The 20,832-nt window shown below is 53.3% G+C and carries 16 protein-coding genes; 3 read left to right on the top strand and 13 right to left on the bottom strand.

The genetic code is table 11. The features are described 5' to 3' along the window. Positions 1–16: 16 nt before the first annotated feature. From AC5DDB_RS04810 to AC5DDB_RS04790, 5 genes are all read right to left on the bottom strand, one after another. Positions 17–523 carry an FHA domain-containing protein gene (locus tag AC5DDB_RS04810; RefSeq protein WP_491738549.1) on the bottom strand — a complete coding sequence of 169 codons (507 nt, stop codon included), beginning with the start codon at positions 521–523 and terminating at the stop codon, positions 17–19. A gap of 152 nt (positions 524–675) precedes the next feature. Beyond that, positions 676–2,538, bottom strand: coding sequence for a glutamine--fructose-6-phosphate transaminase (isomerizing) (glmS, locus tag AC5DDB_RS04805; RefSeq protein WP_491738548.1), 1,863 nt, complete (start codon positions 2,536–2,538; stop codon positions 676–678). A gap of 126 nt (positions 2,539–2,664) precedes the next feature. Then, the gene (locus tag AC5DDB_RS04800) at positions 2,665–6,039 is read right to left on the bottom strand and encodes a hypothetical protein (protein ID WP_491738547.1); all 3,375 of its coding nucleotides are present in this window, start codon (positions 6,037–6,039) and stop codon (positions 2,665–2,667) included. Continuing rightward, entirely contained in the window at positions 6,036–7,286 is a 1,251-nt protein-coding gene (locus AC5DDB_RS04795; RefSeq protein ID WP_491738546.1) for an ArnT family glycosyltransferase, read from the bottom strand. Before AC5DDB_RS04795 ends, AC5DDB_RS04800 begins: the two co-directional genes overlap by 4 nt. 300 nt (positions 7,287–7,586) lie before the next feature. Further along, the gene (locus AC5DDB_RS04790) at positions 7,587–8,765 is read right to left on the bottom strand and encodes an outer membrane beta-barrel protein (protein ID WP_491738545.1); all 1,179 of its coding nucleotides are present in this window, start codon (positions 8,763–8,765) and stop codon (positions 7,587–7,589) included. A 579-nt stretch (positions 8,766–9,344) separates the two neighbouring features. On the opposite strand from AC5DDB_RS04790, the gene AC5DDB_RS04785 reads away from it, so the two are divergent. The 3 genes from AC5DDB_RS04785 (at position 9,345) to AC5DDB_RS04775 (ending at position 12,245) form a co-directional block, all read left to right on the top strand. Then, on the top strand, positions 9,345–10,487 hold the full coding sequence (locus tag AC5DDB_RS04785) for a 3-keto-disaccharide hydrolase (RefSeq protein ID WP_491738544.1): 1,143 nt from the start codon (positions 9,345–9,347) through the stop codon (positions 10,485–10,487). 152 nt (positions 10,488–10,639) lie between these two features. Next, on the top strand, positions 10,640–11,200 hold the full coding sequence (gene frr, locus AC5DDB_RS04780) for a ribosome recycling factor (RefSeq protein WP_491738543.1): 561 nt from the start codon (positions 10,640–10,642) through the stop codon (positions 11,198–11,200). A gap of 58 nt (positions 11,201–11,258) precedes the next feature. Next, entirely contained in the window at positions 11,259–12,245 is a 987-nt protein-coding gene (locus AC5DDB_RS04775; protein WP_491738542.1) for a serine/threonine protein kinase, read from the top strand. Between the two features lie 63 nt (positions 12,246–12,308). Here AC5DDB_RS04775 and AC5DDB_RS04770 read toward each other — a convergent pair whose 3' ends face one another. From AC5DDB_RS04770 to AC5DDB_RS04735, 8 genes are all read right to left on the bottom strand, one after another. Further along, positions 12,309–13,262, bottom strand: a complete 954-nt coding sequence (locus tag AC5DDB_RS04770; RefSeq protein WP_491738541.1) for a hypothetical protein — start codon at positions 13,260–13,262, stop codon at positions 12,309–12,311. Positions 13,263–13,403: 141 nt separating this feature from the next. Further along, entirely contained in the window at positions 13,404–14,321 is a 918-nt protein-coding gene (locus AC5DDB_RS04765) for an ABC transporter ATP-binding protein (RefSeq protein WP_491738540.1), read from the bottom strand. 31 nt (positions 14,322–14,352) lie between these two features. Continuing rightward, positions 14,353–15,198 carry an ABC transporter ATP-binding protein gene (locus tag AC5DDB_RS04760; RefSeq protein WP_491738539.1) on the bottom strand — a complete coding sequence of 282 codons (846 nt, stop codon included), beginning with the start codon at positions 15,196–15,198 and terminating at the stop codon, positions 14,353–14,355. 53 nt (positions 15,199–15,251) lie between these two features. Next, a complete protein-coding gene (locus AC5DDB_RS04755) occupies positions 15,252–16,964 on the bottom strand; it encodes an ABC transporter permease (RefSeq protein WP_491738538.1) in 1,713 nt (570 codons plus the stop codon). A gap of 122 nt (positions 16,965–17,086) precedes the next feature. Further along, positions 17,087–18,565, bottom strand: coding sequence for a CmpA/NrtA family ABC transporter substrate-binding protein (locus AC5DDB_RS04750; RefSeq protein WP_491738537.1), 1,479 nt, complete (start codon positions 18,563–18,565; stop codon positions 17,087–17,089). Between the two features lie 223 nt (positions 18,566–18,788). Next, entirely contained in the window at positions 18,789–19,214 is a 426-nt protein-coding gene (locus AC5DDB_RS04745; RefSeq protein WP_491738536.1) for a globin family protein, read from the bottom strand. Positions 19,215–19,243: 29 nt separating this feature from the next. Next, on the bottom strand, positions 19,244–19,876 hold the full coding sequence (locus AC5DDB_RS04740) for a Tll0287-like domain-containing protein (RefSeq protein ID WP_491738535.1): 633 nt from the start codon (positions 19,874–19,876) through the stop codon (positions 19,244–19,246). A gap of 87 nt (positions 19,877–19,963) precedes the next feature. Then, entirely contained in the window at positions 19,964–20,437 is a 474-nt protein-coding gene (locus AC5DDB_RS04735; RefSeq protein WP_491738819.1) for a hypothetical protein, read from the bottom strand. Positions 20,438–20,832: the final 395 nt, after the last annotated feature.

Genomic DNA, 20,832 nt, shown 5'->3' with positions numbered 1-20,832 from the left:
ATAACTCCCACGAACTTCAATCGTCGTCTGATGAGCGGTCGTCGCGGAATTGGGAGGGGAGTTCGGACTCGTTGGCGACGGAGTCGGAGAGGGGGACGGGAAAATCCTGGCTGATGTCGACTTCGTCTTCGTCGATGGCGCGAATCAGCGGGGTGCGAGGCGGTTCGGCAACATGACGAGGGGCGGGTTCGATGGTGCCGTTGATATCGCCGGATTGCATGCCGTCGAGCATTTGACGACGCGATTTGATGCGGTAGGTCACATCGCCGATCGACAACTCATCGTTGAGCTGGATCGTGGTTTCCTTGCGGACTTGGCGACCATTCACGCGGATGCCGTTCATGCTGCCGAGATCACGGACGACAATTCGGTCGTCGACTTGAGCCAGGCAACAATGCTTCCGCGAGACTTTACGGCTGTCTTTGAGGATGACGTCGCACTCGGGGTGCCGACCGACAAACACGACGGCTTTGTCGAGCACGATCGGCCGCCCGTTGTCTATTGGGACTAAGTAAATCGCCATCCAGGAATTCTCCGAAACCACAACGACTGGCGTCGCACATATTTCACACCTACAATTTACTATAAGTAAGAACTGCAGGCGAGAGAATAATGGATTTCGAGGAATTCCGGGTTATTCCCCCGATTCGTTGATTCCGGTTAGCGAATCTGCGGCTATTCGACCGTCACGCTTTTCGCGAGATTTCGGGGTTTATCGACATCACAGCCTCTTAGGACGGCGATGTGATAGGCCAACAATTGAAGAGGAATCGACGTGACGAGCGGTTGCAAACACTCCTCGACATCGGGCACATAAATCACGTCGTCGGCGAGTTCGGCGATTTTTTGGTCACCTTCGCAGGCAATCGCGATGACCGGGCCGCGTCGCGCCTTGACTTCTGCGAGATTGCTGAGAACTTTCGGATAAATCCCACATCGCGGCACGATGAATACGCTCGGCGTTTGCTCATCGACTAATGCAATCGGACCGTGTTTCATCTCGGCAGCCGGGTAACCCTCGGCGTGGATGTAACTAATTTCCTTCAGCTTCAAGGCACCTTCCAGTGCCGCTGGGAAATTGTAGAGACGCCCGAGATACAGGAAATTATTCGCCTCGGCGTATTTGGCAGCGACTTCTTTCACTTTGTCATTGCATTGGAGTGTTTTCTCGATCTGCGACGGGATTTCTAGAAGTTGCCGAATGATCCGCTGTCCCGCCGGATAAGACACATGCCGCATGCGTCCAAGAAACAACGCCAACAGCGTCAGCACTGTGACTTGCGAAGTGAACGCTTTTGTCGAAGCGACACCGATTTCCGGCCCCGCATGGAGATAAATCCCACCGTCTGCTTCCCGAGCAATCGTAGACCCGACGACATTGCAGATTGCCAACGTCGGATGCCCTTTGCGTTGACATTCTCGCATGGCGGCTAGCGTGTCGGCTGTTTCACCGCTTTGCGTGATCGCGAAGACCATCGTGCGTGTACCGAGCGGCGGATTGCGGTACCGAAGTTCGCTGGCATATTCCACTTCGACGGGAATTCGCGCGAACTCTTCCAAAACATATTCGCCGACCAAACCGGCGTGCCAACTCGTGCCACATGCGGTGAGCACAATGCGATCGATTCCCCGAAGTTGTTGGGGGTCCATGTTCAACCCGCCGAACATGGCCGTCGCTTCATCTTCATTGATTCGACCGCGAAGTGCGTTTTCGATGGACTGCGGTTGCTCGAAAATTTCCTTGAGCATGTAGTGATCGAAAGAACCCAGATCGATATCGCTAGAGACTTGATCGAGAGTTTGAATGTCGGGGGTGTGAATTCCCGTATCGCGATGGGAGAGTTCCAACCCCGATTTCCGCAGCACAGCCAATTCATGATCGGCGAGATACACGACTTCATCCGTGTACCCGATCAACGGGCTAGCGTCACTGGCTACGAAGTATTCTCCGTCACCGATCCCGATCACCAACGGACTTCCCGAGCGTGCGACGATCATCAGATCATCATGGTCGCGAAACACAATCGCGAGTCCATAAGTTCCTTTGAGTTTCTTCAAAGAAATCTGAACGGAATCGACATACGTTTGGACCTCTGTCGGATCGCTGCCGAGTCGAATTTGCTCGTCGAGGTGGTGTGCGATGAGATGGGCCACAATTTCCGTATCGGTCTGCGTGCGGAAGACATACCCCAGCGATTGCAGTTGGGCCCGCAATGCGGTGTAGTTTTCGATCACTCCATTGTGGACCAATACGACTTCGCCGTTGCCACCGGTATGCGGGTGGGAGTTGACGTCTGTCGTCTCACCGTGCGTGGCCCAACGGGTATGGCCGATCCCAACGGTTCCGTTGACCGGTCGCGTGGTGACCAGCTTGGCCAGTTCGTCGACTCGACCAGCCTTCTTGCGGATGGCAATCTGGCCGTTCTGCCAGACCGCAACGCCCGCGCTGTCGTAGCCGCGGTACTCTAGGCGGTGCAAACCCTCGACAAGAAACTTCGATGCCTCACGATGTCCAATATACCCGACAATTCCACACATCTCGGTCTGGCTCCATCGCTTGAATCACCGAAGATTTTTTGAGTGGCGCGAAGGTTATCTGACGCCACAGGATCGGTCAATACCGTTGAACACAGAGCGAGGGTCGATCGGGAGGACTTCTGCAACTCAGCGACGGAAGTTTCTCCACGAAGGCATACGTGGCAACGGAATTTTCTTGAGCGTCCGAGCGCCCTCCGATCCCCCGATGGCTCCAAGGAATTTCTTGAGAGCATCGTCGATGACGGGCATCGGAACCATTCGTGCTTCTGGAGAAGCCGTACTTCCGCGAACTTCCACACGGACCCAGTCTTTCGTCAGTCCGTCGAGGGCACCATTGACGAGATTACTTACGATCGGAACCGGTAGCCGCATGCGGGCGAGTTGTCGCTTGGGCAGTGACGAGTAGAAATCAATGTTCAATCGCCCATTCATCCGAGCCGATCCTTGACCACGTAGGGTGATCGCGTCACCGACAAGATCGATTTCATTGAGTCGAAACTCCTCACCCGCAACGTCGAAATCGACAAACGCGTGATTGAAGGCTTCCTTATCGGGCGGCGTGAACGTCATGGCTTGAAAGACCTGAGCTATCACCGGCATCTGATACAACGCAGCGGGATGGATCTGGATTTGTCCTTCGCCTGTGATGCGGTTTGGGTCGTGCGTTTGATTGGAGAGATTGATCCAGCCGTTCATCACGCCACGGAGACTCTGCACACCTGGCAGATACCGTTTCGAATACTGTTCCAAATCGCCGTTCCGCATGATGGCCCGCAAACGCCAGGCCACCGGATCGAGCACATCCGCTTCGCCATCGAGCACCAATTCGCCGCCAATCGCTTTGGCGGTGAGGCGTTCTTCGTCGGGCACGTCGACTTCCGTCGATTGCAACAAGGAAGGGGCACCGAAGGTCACGCGATTACCATTCACGCTGAAAGGCCCCTGGGCTTCCATCAATTGATAACCCCACACCTCGCAAGAGCAGCGATCGATCTTCCCGAGACTCCGAATTGCTTCGCCATTCCAAGAACCGCGATAATCGATTCGCCCGTAAAGTTTTTCGATGTCCACACCGACTGTGACACGGTTGCCGTTGAACGCGAAAGACAAATCCCAGGCCGATTTAATCACCGAATCCGAGCCGCCCGCACTTAGTAATTCGACCTGCCCAGAGACGGACACCAAACCCTGGGGATCGAGTTCCTCCACGACCGACCGCAGGTCCGGCGGCAACGCGCGGCGAAATTGCCGAGATGGGTTGAGATCATCAACATGCAGGTCGTTCAATCGTAGCCGCCATGCGTCTTGATGATCGGTCTTGGCCCAACCGTTGCAGCGGATAAACGTTTCATCGTGTTTGCCCACGAACGAAGTGATTTCCACATCGGTTTCGGTCGCGGAAAAAGTTGTTTCGACGTTCGAAATCAAGAACGGAAAGGCTTGAAGCTGCAATCCACCATTATAGACCCGAACGTATGGCAGCTTGAAAACCATGTCCTCATTCGGGATCCATTCCAACGTCGCGCGGGCATCGGCTTGACCAGTGGGACGGAGTTGGTCCCATAATGCTCGGGGTTTTTCCGGCAACGCCCGCCGTAGCGATTCGTCAAGCGGCACATCAGAGGCATGAAAGTTCATTTTCAGCAATCCGGGATCATCCAGATTCTGACGAGTGAAATCTCCCTCCGCTGTGAGCGTCATCGCTCCGTGCTCGCCGCGAAATCGCTCGAAACGCCACTGTTCCGTTCGGCTATCGTGCAGCAAACGCCCGGAAACTTCCGAGAGTCGAAACGAAAAACATTCCGGTTGAATTTCACAATTCGCCAAGCGGGCGTCGATTTGTAATTCGAACTTTTGATCTATGCCTGGTGGGCGATGCATGCGTAAATCGGCATCGGTCCAACCGGTCAAATGGAGACTCTCCACCATCTTCCGCAGACCATCCGGCGCAGCTTGGAGAAAGCGATTGTCGATCGGAAATCGCTTGGCCCGCACATCGACAATGACTTCGGACTCAGCCGACGGAGACCGTACGACACCGGTAATCACTACCGGTTGCCGAGCCGCATGCCCGACGAGATCAATCACCCAATCGGAATGCTGCTGTCGAATTGTTCCCGTGATCCGTTCCACCGGATAAGGAAACTTCGCATTCGTGATTTTGCACCCGCGTGCGGTCAGCAGCATTTCATCGATTCGCCACCGTTGACCATCGAGCGTACCCAATGTGATTTCCGCGTTGATCGGTCCTTCGGGCTGGATGAGATCGAATTTATCCCGGTACTCCAACGGCAGCCGGGACCGCAATCGCTCATCGAGCAACAAATCGGTCAGGCGGACTTCCATTCGTGCCGGCGTATTCTGCGACTGGCGTTGAATGAGGCCGTCGATCTGCATCCGTGTTTCTCCGTTCTTGGCTGCCAAATTCCGGAGAATGACCTGCTGATTGTCCCAATAAACCTCGCCGGACAGGTCGTGCAAGGAAAACGGCAACACCGGGTTGGAGATTTGTCCCTGTTGAATATTGATCAGCGTGCGGAACTCCATTTCTTCGTCGTTGGAGTCTTTCGCCACGTGAAACTGCATGTCGACGGCACACTCGAGACCAAAGTCCGGCACCGTCACCGGACCGGCAGCGGACATAGGTGGCGGAGTCGTCGGAGAGCGGCCGTCGCGTTGGGTTGAAGTCGCAGGTTCTCGGGAAGCCACCTGAAACGGTTGCCGAACCGGAGATGATGGCAATCCGGTGAGCTTAGTGTACGCATCCGCGAGATCCTGATCCACTTTCGCAATCTGGGAACGCAACTCCGGAGACGCACCGGCAGCGAGATTGAGTAATGCACCGTCCGCAACGAGGTTCTTCATCCGTCCCGTCACGGACCACCGATGAGCGTCGATATCCAAAAAGCCCTCGGTTTTGAGAGCACCAGCCTCGTTGACGTTGGCGTCGCTATGGAAGCGAAATTGGCGTTTCCCTGATGGGATTAATTTCGCTGCGATCTTGTCCAACCGAATCCGGCCCGGTTGGGCACCGTCGGCTTGATCGAGGCGAACAAACACTTGGCCTTGTTCGACGGTCCATTCGGGCATGCTCTTTTCTGATGGTGGCAATCGGAGCAATTCCTGCCAGTTCCACACGCCCTGGGCATCGCGAACCAAATCGAGTTGCGGGTGCAACAACCGCACACGGTCCACGACGATTTTTTGCTGCTTCTTGAACGCTTCGTGATTGATCGTAACGACCGTTTCAGGAAGCCGAATGACAACTTCCTTCCGTCCGCGTGGGCGGATGGTCATATTGTGGATGCGAATCCGTCGATGCCAATCGAAATGTGCCCGATCAATATCGACGTCCCAATCCGGTAAGACTTCCCGTTGCTTTTCCAGAATCATTTTGACGAGAAGTTCGTCGGTGCGAGTGTAGATCCAATAGGCATACGATCCGCCGCCGAGCAGCATCAATAGCAGCAGCCCGACTACCCACTTCAACGTGCGTTTCATCGGGCCACCTCCATGTCTTCATGCCGTCGCGAACACCAAACGTATTGCACGCCCGTTGCAGCGAGAATGGCCAGCGGAAACTCCACCGGCAACCGGTACCGCACAGAGCCAACAAATAGCGTGTGAACTGCCGACACGAACAACGCCGGTCCGATCGTCACTCCCAACAACAAGACGTTCCGGCGATTCAACCACGCACCGACGACCGCAAAACCGAAAAGCATCAGAGCCGCAACGACGATCGGAAGTTGCACTAGCCAACTTCGGGCTTCTGCTGCGTTCAACCAGGGACTCCACAATCGCCCGACCTTGAGAAACGCCAGCTCAATGCTTCGCCCTGGATTCTCCGCCGCGTATTTCCAAGCGGCCTGCCAATAATGTTGGTTGAGTTCGGCTTCGCTCAGTTCATCGAGCAGTCCGTCTTCCTCGATGAACCGCATATCGCTGGCACCGGTGGCGTGTGGATTGAGACCATCATACAGACTCGGTCCCGACCACAATGCGGTCATGATCGGTTGCCCAGTTAGTTTCCAGTTCCGAATCGTCCAGGGTAACAGTACGAAAACCATGCTGCCGACAATGGTTGCAGCGACAAGCCAACTGCGGACTCGAAACCGACCGACAAACACGCACAGACTGGCGAACACAATCCCCATAGGCAGCCATACCGGTCGAATCAGCACGGCCAAGCCGATTAAACTTCCGGCGATTCCCGCGAAGAGCAATCCGCGGGGAAGTTGTGTTTGGAAGTCGGTTTTTGCCAGTACGATCGCTGCCATCAGGCTGCCGATCATCGGGACTGCAAACGCGGTTTCGCTGAGGACCAGCACACTGAAGCCAACCTGCAACGGCGAAACCGCGACATACAAGCCGGCGAGCAATCCAACCGCTTCCCCCGCAAGTTGTCTTCCGAGCAAGAACGTGAGTCCGCAGGCGGTCGTTCCGATTAAAGCCAACACGATCCGCACGATCAGTGGGCTGCCGTTGCCGATGGTCATCGCACCCGCGAGAATCGCAGGAAAACCGGGCGTTCGGAGTAAGTAGCGAGGAGGATCGTAAACGGCATACGGTTCGCCATTGCGGATCGTCTCTGCTAACTGCCAGTAACCGTCGGCATCACCGGCAATCAAGAATTGTTTGTGCGCAACATCATCCAAGTAACGCTGCAAACCGACTGCTGCAACGACTCGAAGTACTCCCGCGACGAGCACAACCGTCAGCAGTGGATGGCTTTGAATCCAACGCATGACGGACCTCGACCAGGGGCAAACGCTACGGCGACAAACGCGGGATGGTAAGTCGATGTTCGGTTTTTGGTCAAGATCGATACGTGCGTCGGAAACGATACCGCGAAAGTGATCACGAGACTCAACGCATCCGTCGTGCCCAGTCTCATCGGATTTCGAACAAGCGAATCCGAAATAGACCAGGCTCGGTACGCTCGGTTCTCAGCTGCATCAACGCAAAACGGGCGGCTGACCCAGTTGGTCAACCGCCCATTCTGTTTTATGGAGAAGTACCCGAAGATACTTGATCGTTTCCGACGCTTAGTAGGTCAGGATCGCATCAACACCGAAGATGGCTTCGCCGGCACTGTCGGTCGGCAGACCGAATTGGCGATCGAAGAAGCCGGTTGCGGTGTCATCGAGACCTTCTTGCCAACGAACTTCGGGACGAATCACGACATTCGGATCAGGTCGCAAGTTCAAACCGAGTGTGCATTCGTAGTAGCTTTGGTCTTCAACCGTCCAGATTTCGCCACGAGCACCAGCTGTCATCCAGTCGTTGATCGTGTAGAAGAGGTATTGGTTGAAGGAGTGGCTATCCGTTCCACCGTCGCCGCCAACTGGGCTAGCAGCGTTGGTGTGGAGATAGTCGAACTGGAACACATAGTTCAAGTCATCCGCGATGGCCCAGTCGAACACATAGCTGTTCATGTAGCCTTCGCCGATGAAGCCGAAGTCACCGATGGTGCATGCCCAGATCGCGGTCATCGTGTCCGTCAGGTTCACGCTGACACCGCCGAGGTAGTTACTACCGTCGGAATCGTCGCCGTCGTTGAACTGCTCGAACCCGGTGTCCCAACCAGCTGTCCACCCGTTCCAAACGGTGATGTCTTCGTTGACGTTGTACGTCGCCAAGACGCCGGTGTGGGTGAACGGCTCGTTGAAGTTGAACGTGAAGGCGTGGCTGTAGAAGAAGTTATCGGGAGCCGTCACAACTTCGTAACCAATGATGGTGTAGAAGTGACCAACTTTGACCGAGAGGTCGCCGTAGGCAACTTCACCATAGATTTGTGGCAAAGCCCAGCCGTAGATCCCGTGGGTGAAATCTTCGTCGAGATCGAATGTGCCAGGAGGGTTGCCGAAGGCTTGGGTGTTCGGTCCGTCAACACCGTAGACGGCATCGAACCGGAAACCGAAGTCCAACCCGTCGCTGCCGTCAGCGACACGTTCAGCGTAGAGCCATTGTTGGTGGAGGTTCACTTGATCAGGGTGCGCGTTGAACACGCCGTTCGACTGATCGTGGTAGCCAATTTGTGTCCAGCCACCGATCGTGAACGGAGCATCTTCACCGAGGATCGCAGTGCTTAGTTCGAACGGTTGATCGACTGTATCGTAGTCTTGCGCTGACGCAGCAGCTGGCAATGACAACAGCATCGCACCGCCCAGAAGTGCACCGCAAACTCGCGAAGCCAACTTACCTGGTTTTTTGAAGAATTCCATTCCATCTCCTGTCTTTGTAACGTCCGTTTTACACCGGGCCGTTCGATGCCGGGTGAGATTTTTGAAGGTGTCGCTTTCGCGTGCTTGGGGTCAGTCAACTGCAATTAGGTAGGATCGACCGACATCGATTTTCGAAAACGACACGACAGTGATTGGGCCGCACGAGCACTCAGTCTCACGTCACCGCGATTCCGATTGTGCACGTCCCAAGGACTGAATGGTGAGCACAGCCCATTCAAACCATCTGACCTGTTTCATCGGGCAAATCCAAGAAGCAGGTGAGACCTGGACGCTCGGCATGGCCAAACTTTTCCGAGCAGTAGATCCATGCACGGTTCGACCCGAATAATCGGAACAACCAATAAAACAATAGGTAGAATCTAACGATTCTGCCGGTCGACAGTCCCCGGCCGGATGCTGACCAGATACGCCGAGAATTGCCTGGGTCACCGGCAACCCCGCCAACACAACTGACCGTAAGAACAGATTGCATCCCTTGAATCATTGGAATTCCACCGGTACGGTGGTTTGGCCTCGAAAAACTCCGTCCTTTTTGCACCTGCGAGATGCGACTTCATCATGAAATTCTGGTTGGCAATTGCGTTGAATTTGATTCTGGTACCCTGCCCAAGCGTGTTCGCTGCGGACGGCTTTCAGATTTCGTATCTTGGAGATCACGGCCTGACCGCATGGAGCGTCGAAAACAATTGCGAAGTTGAGTTCGACAACGGCGAATTGTTACTGAAATCCGGCGATGGCTGGCTACGGTCTCACCATACGTACCGCGACTTCCACATGCACCTGGAATGGAAAGCCCTAAAAGAAGCCAAATACGACGCCGGCATCTACATCCGAGCCCAAAAACCCGGTGCACCGTTCCCAAAACAGGCGTACCAAATCAATTTGCTTGATGGCAAAGAAGGGCACATCGGAAATCTTCCCGGTGCGACCACGGAAGGGTTGATCCGAAATGGCGACTGGAACGCCTTCGACATCACGGTCCGTGGCGAAACCGTCGCGTTGAAGGTCAACGGAAAGTCAGCCTACCGCGTGGATGGGCTGAAAATTCCAGAAGGTTACATCGGGATTCAGATCGAAGTTCCCAACGGCGGCCAGTTTCGCTTCCGAAACATCCATGTGACTGAATTCGGTTTCGAAAGTCTGCTTGAGAAAAACGAATTAGCTCATTGGGAAGGCGCGGGACAGCCGCCGGAAGCGTGTTGGGAGCTGACGGACGGCATTCTGACCTGTGTTAAACCCAAGGGACCGTGGTTACGAAGCAAACTCGAGTACGGCGACTTCAACCTTCGTTTGCAATACCGTGTGCAATTGGGAGGTAACAGCGGCGTCTACGTACGTGTCCCGCACGACGGCAACCACCACCGCGACAAGGATTCCCAACCACCTGCCGGATTCGAAGTACAGATTCTTGACGACACTGCAAAGCGTTATCGCAATCTGAAGGATTATCAGTTCTCTGCATCCGTCTACGACATCGCCGGTGCCTCGCCACGCGTCTGTCGACCGCATGGTGAATGGAACACGTTAGAAATCGACTGCCAAGGCAGCACGGTTCGCACGATTCATAACGGGGTGGAAGTCGTTCACGTCACCCCGGAAACGCACCCGGCGATTCAACTACGACAAACACGAGGTTACCTGGGGCTTCAAAACCATGGGGTTGGTGTATCGTTTCGTGACTTGCGAATTCAGGCCGACTGATCGTCTGGCAGTGAAATTGAATCAGCTCTAGTTGTTCCCATCGCGAACGGATTTCGTTAGGTTATCAGTTGGCATGCTGAGGGCATTGAACCTCTGTATTGGAATTGCTTGACGACACACGAATCCACCTTGCTGATAAGGAATCCCCGGTTATGGATCAGGACGAGATCATCCTCGACACCGAAGAACGAATGGAGAAAGCCGTCCACGTTTTTCGCGATCAGCTCCAAGGACTACGAACCGGCCGAGCGACACCTGCACTCGTCGATTCCGTGCGTGTCGATTACTACGGATCACCGACGCCGCTAAAGCAGTTGGCCAATATCAGCGTCCCGGAACCGCAACAGATCGTCATCCGCCCCTTTGATGCCTCGTCAATCGGCGCGATCTCCAAAGCGATTCAGACCAGCGACTTGGGCCTGGCTCCCAACTCGGATGGCCGATTGATCCGGCTCAACATACCGCCGCTATCGGTCGAACGCCGCAAGCAGTTGGTTAGCCGACTTAAGGAACTCGCTGAGGAAGCACGGATTTCCATCCGCAACATCCGCCGCGACGGCAACAAACACGCCGACCAAGCGGAAAAAGACAAAACGATGAGCGAAGACATCCGCGACACCGTCAAAGACCAGATTCAAGAACTGACAAAGACGTACGAGGCGAAAGTCAACAAGGCCGCCGACGACAAAGAAAAAGACATTATGGACGAGTAGGTTCGGCGCTCTGGACACTCCTCCCGGAATTATTCCACGTCATCCCAAGGTTCTGCTAATGGGTTATTCGCGGAGCGATCGCTCAAAGATCATCCTATCGGGAACGGACCCGGAACTCCCCGAGGAGTTGCCGACCGGGTACGACAAGTACTCCGACTTCAAGGTCATGACACGCGGTGTCAAGGCCGTCCTCTATTCCTGTTTTGACGGGATCGTCGGACGGACGGTTGCGTTGAAGCGTTTGTCGAGCGAGTGCGCTCTTGACCCGCGTGAACGACGGCGTTTTCTTCGTGAGGCCCGCATCACCGCCCAACTCCAGCACCCTAATACCGTTCCGGTTTATGAAGTCGGACGGGGCCCAGGTTCGCTGTATTTTACGATGAAGCGGATCGCGGGTGAAAACTTGTTCGCGATTTTGCAGCGGCTCAGTTGGGGAGATAAAACGACTGAGGAAAAATACGACCTCGAAACGTTGCTGAATGTCGTCGAGCAGGTTGGGCTGGCGTTGGCTTATGCCCATGTGCGGGGAGTGATTCACCGCGATGTGAAGCCGGAGAATATCTGGATCGGCGATTTCGGAGAAGTCGTATTGCTCGACTGGGGCGTTGCCAAAGTTTGGGGCCTGCCGGACGAAGGCGTTTCCGATTCCGCCAGCCCCCTGATCACAAGCGATCGGCCGGAAGTTGATATCCAGTCGCTTACGAGCACCGGTCAACGACCGGGCACACCGTTATATATGTCGCCGGAGCAAATCGAATCTCATCTTTCGATTGACGAACGGTCTGACATCTTTAGCCTCGGTGTCGTGCTCTACGAAATGCTAACCCTGAAAGAGCCATTTCGGGGCCAGAATCTCGATGAAACCTTCGACAATATTCTCCACGTTGAACCTCCATCACTGGCGGAACAGCGACCGGACACCGTCTTCCCGAAGGGTCTTGAGCCGATCGTCTTCAAAGCAATCGCCAAGGATCGTAACCAACGATTCGAGTGCATGCTCGATCTCGTCGAAGCGATTCGCGATCTCAGCAAACTCCATGACTAACGGTCCTCCGTGAACCTGTCATAGTTGATACGCCGAACGACACGGAATCTGCGTTCCAATGCTCTATCCGTAGAGTGTGCAAACGGCGTGCACTCGATTCCCGACAATACTGGGTAGAGCCAGTCCCCAACTCAGCGGGACGCTGCAGACTTCGCTGATTCGATCCGGTTCCGGGCCATCGGCCAAATGCGTTTCCAGGACCGGAGTTCGCGAGGACCAAGCTTTCCCGGCGATTCCTTCAAAGGGCTCGCACTTTAGCTTGTCTTGCCAATCGGTCACGTTGGCCCCCGTTCCCTCGCTGGCACATAGTCGTTCCAGTTTGAGAATCGGTCCATCCTCATCGGGGACCCAAAGTCCAAACAGCTTTGCCATAGGCGAATGAGTCGACGACAACAGCAACACGATCGCACGGATATCATCGACGCTCGAAAAAATCGGAAAGGACATACCCACGTCCAGACCCGAATCATGAGCGTCCGCCCCACGGATGAACGCCGGCGAGCGACCAATCCCGGCCACAAGTTGAGGCATTGCCGTTCGCCAGGTCAGTCCAGGTAGTCCCGCTCCGAATGGCCACTTGATACAGCGACTCGTCTTTTCGAAGAGTCCGAGGTTGATATAGTGCCCCGTTCCTAACGTCAATTCGCGACGTTGTTTATCCGGCACCCAGGATTCGATGGCTCCTACGATACCAGCAGACTCACTGAAATACATCATCGTAACCGCAGAAACCACACCTCCAATGACGGTTGGAACCCCCAAAGCCGAAGTGACGCCAGCTTCTACGGCCCCCTCTAGTCTCGTCGACATCACTGGTGCCAGATCCGAAAAAACCATCGGCAACCCGGAGTCCGTTATCTGCGAGATCATCGGATCTGGTTTTGCCCCCTTAGAAAAGTTGGCAAACGGTTCGCAATCGTCATAGTGCCCATTGACGCAAACGAGTTGCTCGGAATCGGCCGCCGGCCGCCAAACTTCGATCGCCCGCAAAAGAGAACCATCACTGGCAACGGTCATCGGATTCTTACTAGTGTCGGATTGGGGAGACGGAGTGGGTTGCATACGAGTCGGTCAAATAGAAAGCGTGTGTCGTACGTGGGAGCGAACAACAGCGAACGCTTCCATCGATATCTCGGGTCACAGTATCGAACTGAAACTCTAAACAGCCCCGCCAACCATCTCCTCTTCTTCGACCGGATCCGGTTCGGGGTTCAGCAGAAACGCAGGGGTCTCCAGAGGAGGAGACTTTGGAGTGACAACACCACCCGAGGCACCTTCCTTGAGAAATTCCTGGTGTTGCAGAAAGGAAATCAGACTGCCACGAAAATCGTAGTAGTCCGGATGCTCCAGCACTTCTGCCCGTACACGTGGCCTCGGAAACGGCAAAGCCAACACCTGCCCGACAGTTGCCGCCGGACCGTTCGTCATCATACACACCCGGTCAGACATGTAGATTGCTTCATCGACATCGTGCGTAATCACGACGGTTGTAATCTTGTCTTGCGCTAGAATATCAAGCACGACATCTTGAAGCTCCATACGTGTGAGCGAATCTAGTCGGCCAAACGGTTCGTCGAGCAACAACATCTTCGGTTTCAATGCCATCGCGCGGGCGATACCGACTCGCTGTTGCATCCCACCCGACAATTCACGCGGATAACGATCCATCGCATCGGCTAGTCCGACACGATTGAGATAGTACTCACAAAGCTGATGACGTTCTGATTTTGTCGCATGTGGATAGACCCGATCGACTCCAAGTAACACGTTTTGCTTGGCTGTCATCCACGGAAGCAAACATGGCGACTGAAACACAACCGCACGATCCGGCCCGGGCCCAGCTACTTCCTTCCCGGAGACAACAATCCCGCCGGACGTTACCGGATTGAGCCCCGCGATCATCGTCAACACGGTGGACTTGCCGCAGCCCGAGTGCCCAATCACACTCACCACTTCGCCGCGAGGAATGATCAAATTGAACCGATCGACGACCAGAAACGGATCCCCATAAGGATTCGGATAGGCTTTCGTCAGTTCAAATAGTTCGACAAAGCGGGCGTCTTGAGGTTCAGTCATCTTACTGTGACCTGTCTAGTATTTCGGAATGCTAGGCGGCGGAAAATTCAATGGGCTGAATATCTGGCAACACAAGTTCATCAGACACGCGAAGCTCCTTGGCTTCTTGATTGATCGTCATCAGATAATTCGTGACTTCATTTCGCAGTTGCTTGAACTCTGGATTAAAGTTGAGAGTCGCTCGATCCCTCGGACGCGACAATTCCACTGGGAAACTACGACCAAGAGTCGCCTTCGGTCCAGGAGTCAACGCGACAATACGATCCGCCATCAGCACTGCTTCGTCGACATCGTTCGTCACCATCACAACAGTCCGACGGTCTTCTTCCCAAATCCGAATAATCTCATCCTGCAAAACCGCACGAGTCAACGCATCTAAAGCGCTAAGCGGTTCGTCGAGCAATAAGACTTCCGGCTGCATTGATAGGGTTCTTGCAAGCGACAGACGTTGCCGCATCCCGCCTGAAAGCTCATGCGGCTTCTTCCATTCGGAGTTTGTCAGACTGACTAGGTCGATATATCGCTGGATGTAATCGCGTTTCTCAGACCTAGGCATTTCAGGAAAAACCTGTCGAACGGCTAGATCAATGTTGCCATAGACACTCAGCCATGGCAGCAGCGAGTAATTCTGAAAAACCACTCCTCGATCCGGCCCGGGCTCGTGTGCGGTTTTGCCCTTGAGTCTGATTTCGCCCTGATCTGGTGAAACCAAACCGGCCAGCAGCGAAATCACCGTGCTTTTGCCGCTCCCAGAGAAACCGATAATTGCAATGAACTCATTCTCTTCCACTGACAGATTCGTGTTCTCAAGAACTTCATAACGATGCGACGGTGGACCGTACCCCAAACAGACGTTATCGATCTCTAAAAAGCTCATCGACCTAACCTCTCACTAGCGACTTCATCTCGACCGAACGACAACGACTACAACTACACGACACTAGGCGACTCATCGAAGCTAACAAGACGTTGGAATACAATCATGATGCGGTCTAAGATCAAGCCGACAAATCCAACTACAAACACGACGACGATCATCTTCGCGAAAGAGTCGCTACCACCATTGTTAAACTGATCCCAAACGTACTTCCCAATGCCCTCAGAAGAACTTAAGAGTTCCGCTGCAATCAACACCATCCAGCCGACACCGAGGGAGATACGCATACCGGCAAAAATCAAAGGCAAAGCGGACGGGATAATGATCTTGGTCAACCGGTCCCAAAAACCGAGTCGAAGCACCGCGGCAACGTTCAGGTGATCTTTATCGATTGACGCAACACCAAAAGCAGTATTGACCATCGTCGCCCACAAAGAACACAGTGCTACCGTGATCGCACAGGCCATGAACGCGGGATTGATCTTGAACCACCCGATGAGTGGCAGCTCAGCCAACAGCGTGATCAGCCAGTGTTTATCAGGATCGGGAATGAATCCACCGACGACGATCAACGCAATTGGCAACCAAACAATCGGCGACACCGGCTTGAACAGTGCAATGAACGGGGTCATCGCTGCCATAAACGTACTTGATAAACCACACAATACACCGATCGGAACTGCGATAATCGTCCCTAGCAAGAACCCACAAAACACGCATGCGACACTTCGATAAACTTGCATTGGCAGAGTCCACGGCTTCGCATACTCGGCCTCCGCCATACGATCGATCCTTTGCTGCGAACTCGCAATCCCCCTCGCTTGCAAGTAGCGATCCTCGGGAGACGTCTTTTCGAGGAAAGTTGCTTCCTGAAGTCGCAACTGATCCTCCGCAGATGCTAGTCGGACGTTCCGATTTGCACGACTCAGCAGATCTTTCATCTTTCGAAGATACTGCATCTCCTCAGCGACCTTCGTTTGTGTCGCAAGAGCCGCTTTCAGTTCAGAGTTGCTGCCACGTCGGATTTCATCAGCCTCAGCTAATAGTAGGCTAAGCTCTTCTTCCTCAACTTCACTCTGATCCAAATGCTCGCGTACCGCTGCAAAGTATTCTGCCCGCGCCTGTTCGTCAGTCGCATCCAACAACTTTGCCTTGTCCGCAAGTGTCTTCTCACGCACAGCAGCGTCGGCTGCAAACTTCGCTTTCAACTCTTCATGTTCCTTGACGATCGGGTCGACTTCACGAGCGACAGCGGATTCCGAATCTAACCGAACTTGTTCAACGACAGCATTGACTTGTTGCTCAACCGGCTTGAGGACGGCAATTCGCTTATCGACGGCCTGCAGGAACGCTTCTCGACGCGGGTTGTCGAGATTGTAAGCCGCTTCCTTGAAGCCTTCGCGTTCGTGGAAGGTCCAAATGTTTTGTGCGGCGTCCCAGACAACGGTTGGAGTCGGCACCTCACCAGACTTCGTCTTGTGCTTTGGAGCAATCCAACTCCAAGTCAACAGAAAGACCACAATAGCCAAGGCAGGCACCACAATGTACTGCCCGATCTTCTTGAGCTGCTTGTCAACCTCTTCACCCGTGCACAGCCGGACGATCGGCGTCAGAAAAGTCAGTCCTGTAAAATCGATGCATTTGATAATCGCATACTTGACTGCTTTCCCACGCCCTTGCTTTACCGGTTCCTCCACTCCTTCTGATGGGGCATCGGTTTTCACTTCTGTTTCCGATGAGGAAACCGTATCCGTCGGCGTGGGCATCTGACACCTTCTCTATTGAGCGATAGTTTGATTAGGCAAAATGGTTGATTAATAGCTTGTTAGCACTCAGTAATGATCGTCCGTTACCAATCGACCGTCCGCATGAGCATCCAAAGAAGCAATCAAGGCTCAGCGTCTTTGTTACCGATCGTATGGCTGTTGAGATACTCAATTGGTTTGCGGCCGTCGTAGACAATACCATCAATAAACTCATCAGTAGGCGGCTTATAGCCATCAGAATCCCAAGGAATGTCTTCACTCTTAATCCGACCTTCATCGACAAGCAGTTTGGCAGCCTTCTTATAGATGTCCGGACGATAGATCTCTTTGACAGTCTCGTGATACCACTGCGCCGGCTTGGGGTCAGTAATTTGCCCCCAGCGACGCATTTGGGTCAAGAACCAAACGCCGTCACTGTACCAAGGGAAGGTACATTGATATTTATAGAACACGTTGAAGTCAGGCATGGCCCGCTTGTCAGTTTTCTGAAAGTAGAAATAGCCCGTCAACGAGTTCTGAATAATGTCAAAGTCTGCTCCGACGTAGTTATCGCGTGACAGTATCCGACAAGCTTCATCCCGATTGACAAACTTGCCATTTTCGTCAACTTCATCCAGCCACTGACCAGCACGAATCAACGCCTTGACGACGGCTAACAACGTGTTTGGGTTCTCATCTGCCCAGGCTTTTGTAATACCGAATACTTTTTCGGGATTGTTCTTCCAGATGTCGTAGTTCGTCGTGACCGGTACGCCGATGGCTTTGGCAACCGCTTGCTGATTCCATGGCTCACCGACACAGTACCCTTGAATATTGCCACTCTCGAGAGCGGAAGGCATCCCGGGCGGCGGTGTGACGGAAAGTTCAACTTCTGCATCAGTTCGACCGCCATCATCTGTCTTCGTATAGAATCCGGGATGAATACCAGCAGCAGCCAGCCAATACCGAAGTTCGTAGTTATGAGTCGACGTGGGAAAAACCATTCCCATCTGTAGCTTCTCACCGCTGGTCAATTTCTCTTGCACAACGGGAACGAGCGCCTTCGCTGAAATCGGGTGTTCTGGCGTTGGGTTTTTCAAACTCGGTTCGTTCTGTTGCATCTGCTCCCAGATGGAGTTCGATACTGTAATTCCATTGCCATTCAGGTCCATCGTAAACGGCGTTACGATATGAGCTTTCGTTCCAATACCGATTGTGGCGGCAATCGGTTGTCCAGATAGCATGTGCGCCCCGTCCAGTTCCCCACTGATGACGTTGTCTAACAACGTTTTCCAGTTAGGCTGCGCGATGACTTCAACCTGCAAACCTTCGTCGCCAAAGAAGCCCTTTTCTCGAGCTATGACAATTGGGGCACAGTCGGTCAACTTGATAAACCCGAAGCGAAGTTGATCCTTCTCAACATTCAGCAATTTCGTCTCGGCTGTGGAGGCAGCCGTACCCTCTGCACTTTGGGTCTGTGGGTCTGACTTTGTCTCAGCTTGCGGAAAGTCGCTGACATCAATATCACCGAGCGGGTCACCTCCGCCGCAGCCGACATTAACACCGAGAAAGACTGCAATAATTAAGCAAGAAACTAGTCTCTGACAACGAATCGAGATCATTGATGCGCCTTCAAGTATTAAAGTGTTGCCGGAAGCTAACAGCACTAACATGCAATCAATGTGCCAGTTCCAACGAATGCTCAAGATGAATTGATTTCGATAACTTTCGCACCGTATTCGGGGATTGAAAACATTTCATCTGTTTTCCCTAACGATGCAATCACACCGATCCAATGCCTAAAGAACATGCAAACATGCTCTACGCTCTAGCACCAACCGATCATCACGAGGCGGCTCTTGCTTGGTTGCCCGCCTCAATCATGATAGTCGCTAAGGTTTGGTACGTATCAGCCCATGCATCTTGCACCTCTGATGTGAATCGGTCGCCAAGCCCGACCATCAGTGTGTACAGCAATGCGTTTCCGACAACCTCGTAGTGTTCATCTTTGACGTCATAATCGACATGACGTTTTCCGAGTTCGACAACAGCATTCTGAATCGTCTCGAAGTTTTTAAGTCCATTCACGCACACGGCCAGCGTCTGCATGAGTTTTTTCTTTTGTTCTGACATATCTTCGGGAAACAGAGGGCGAACGGAGGGTTCGATTTCAAATAGCCTGTTGTAGAAGATGTCAGACGCTTGATCGGATATCGGTGCAACTGCGTTCCAAGTATCCTGGACGAGTGCAATTTGTTGATCTGTTGGCATGTTTGATCTTTCTGACTGGAAACGAACAGCTAGTTCAAAGGAACTCGGACGACGACTCCGCCCATCGTGTCGCCTTCAGCGAATTCCGGGTAGTCGTCTCCCTTATTCGGATGGTTGTTGTGACAATCCCAGCAAGCCTCGGCGACCGCGCGATCGGCATAGATTGCAGTAAAGTACTTCTTGCCATTGATCTCCTCAGTTTCATAGAAGGGCTCATCTGGATTCTCTTTGATGGCATTGAGCCCCTTAGTTTCTACACCTTCAGCAGCCTTGTTCTGAGGATTCAACGGCCATAGCGACTTTAATGCGTAAGTAAAACCAGCATTCGAGTCTTCGTTGACAATCTCCGATCCCATACGAAACATCTGCGCGGGAAGTGGAATCTTGTGTTCTTCGTCTTCCCAGTATTCACTAGGCGAAACCGGCGCATTTTGCTTCTTGAGATTCGTCACAACATGCTTTGCGTAAACCGTCCGATCAGCCATCATCACAGCATGGACTGCATCCGCGAATTTTTGCGGCGAGATCATTCCCGCATCGTCACTAGGACTTGTTGTCGATGTCGCACTCTCATCGCTTGGCTTTCCACATCCGACAACAAGTGACATACAGCTCCCGACAACGGCTATTAGTACCGGAGTAAGTAATCGAACTCGTTTCATGATGACCTCCGCGTCTCCCAATGAAGTTTGTCGAACGCTTGTTTGTCTCGCTGCTTATCTTTAAGTAACTGGCGTATTAACAAATTGTTAATCCTGCTTGGGTGATGGAGGTTTCCGTCCCCGAGCTTCAAACCATTGACGCGTCATTTCAACGCTTTCGACCTGCACATCTGGTGGCTCACCAAAACACTTTTCGACAAGTTGTCGATCAGCGAGAGAGTTCAACGAGAACTCAAGTCCGTGACAGTTCAGACACACGCTCGTAAGCATTTTCTCGTTGGGCCTAAGGTTTGCGTTTTGATTGTGTTCCACACGCACGCTGTCACCGATTTTCATTCGGGGAAGATGACAAGTCGCGCAAGAGACGCCCGTTCCCGAAAATTCCGAGTCAGACATTTCTTGTTGCCATAATTCGTAATGACTTGTCTCTTTGAAGGCCAAACTGTGTTTGTCTGCATGACATTCAAGACAAGCGTCGACTGCGGCGTGCCGAAGATCATCGTCGTGAGCATGGTGACAGGCATTACATGTCAGGTCACGGTGAGCGGAGTCAGATCGCATAGGCAAGCATCGTGCTAATTCTGGTCGCATCGGACTCAAGTCGACGAACAAACGCATTCCGTGTCGACCTGCAAGAAATCCGACCGTCTCCGATTCATGACACCTTTGACATGCTCGATGATCGACATGGTTCTCCCATCCCTTACTAGAATCAACGCCCTCGGTACCATCCGATCCCTCATGACAGCCGGTACAATTAACCCCCGCCTTCGCATGAGCAGAGGACACCCATTCGCGGATCACATGCGGTTTGGTGTCCGATGGCCCATCGTGATCGGAAGCAGAAAGCTTTTGAGATCCATTGTCTTTGCTATCCCGAATTAGAACTTTCTGGGTGCTCCAATGAGCTGGATCAAGGACATGACGAAACAGAAAATTCTCATTGAGTGCTCGAT

This window comes from Thalassoroseus sp., from assembly GCF_984380535.1.
This window is presented reverse-complemented; position numbering and strand designations above follow the sequence as displayed.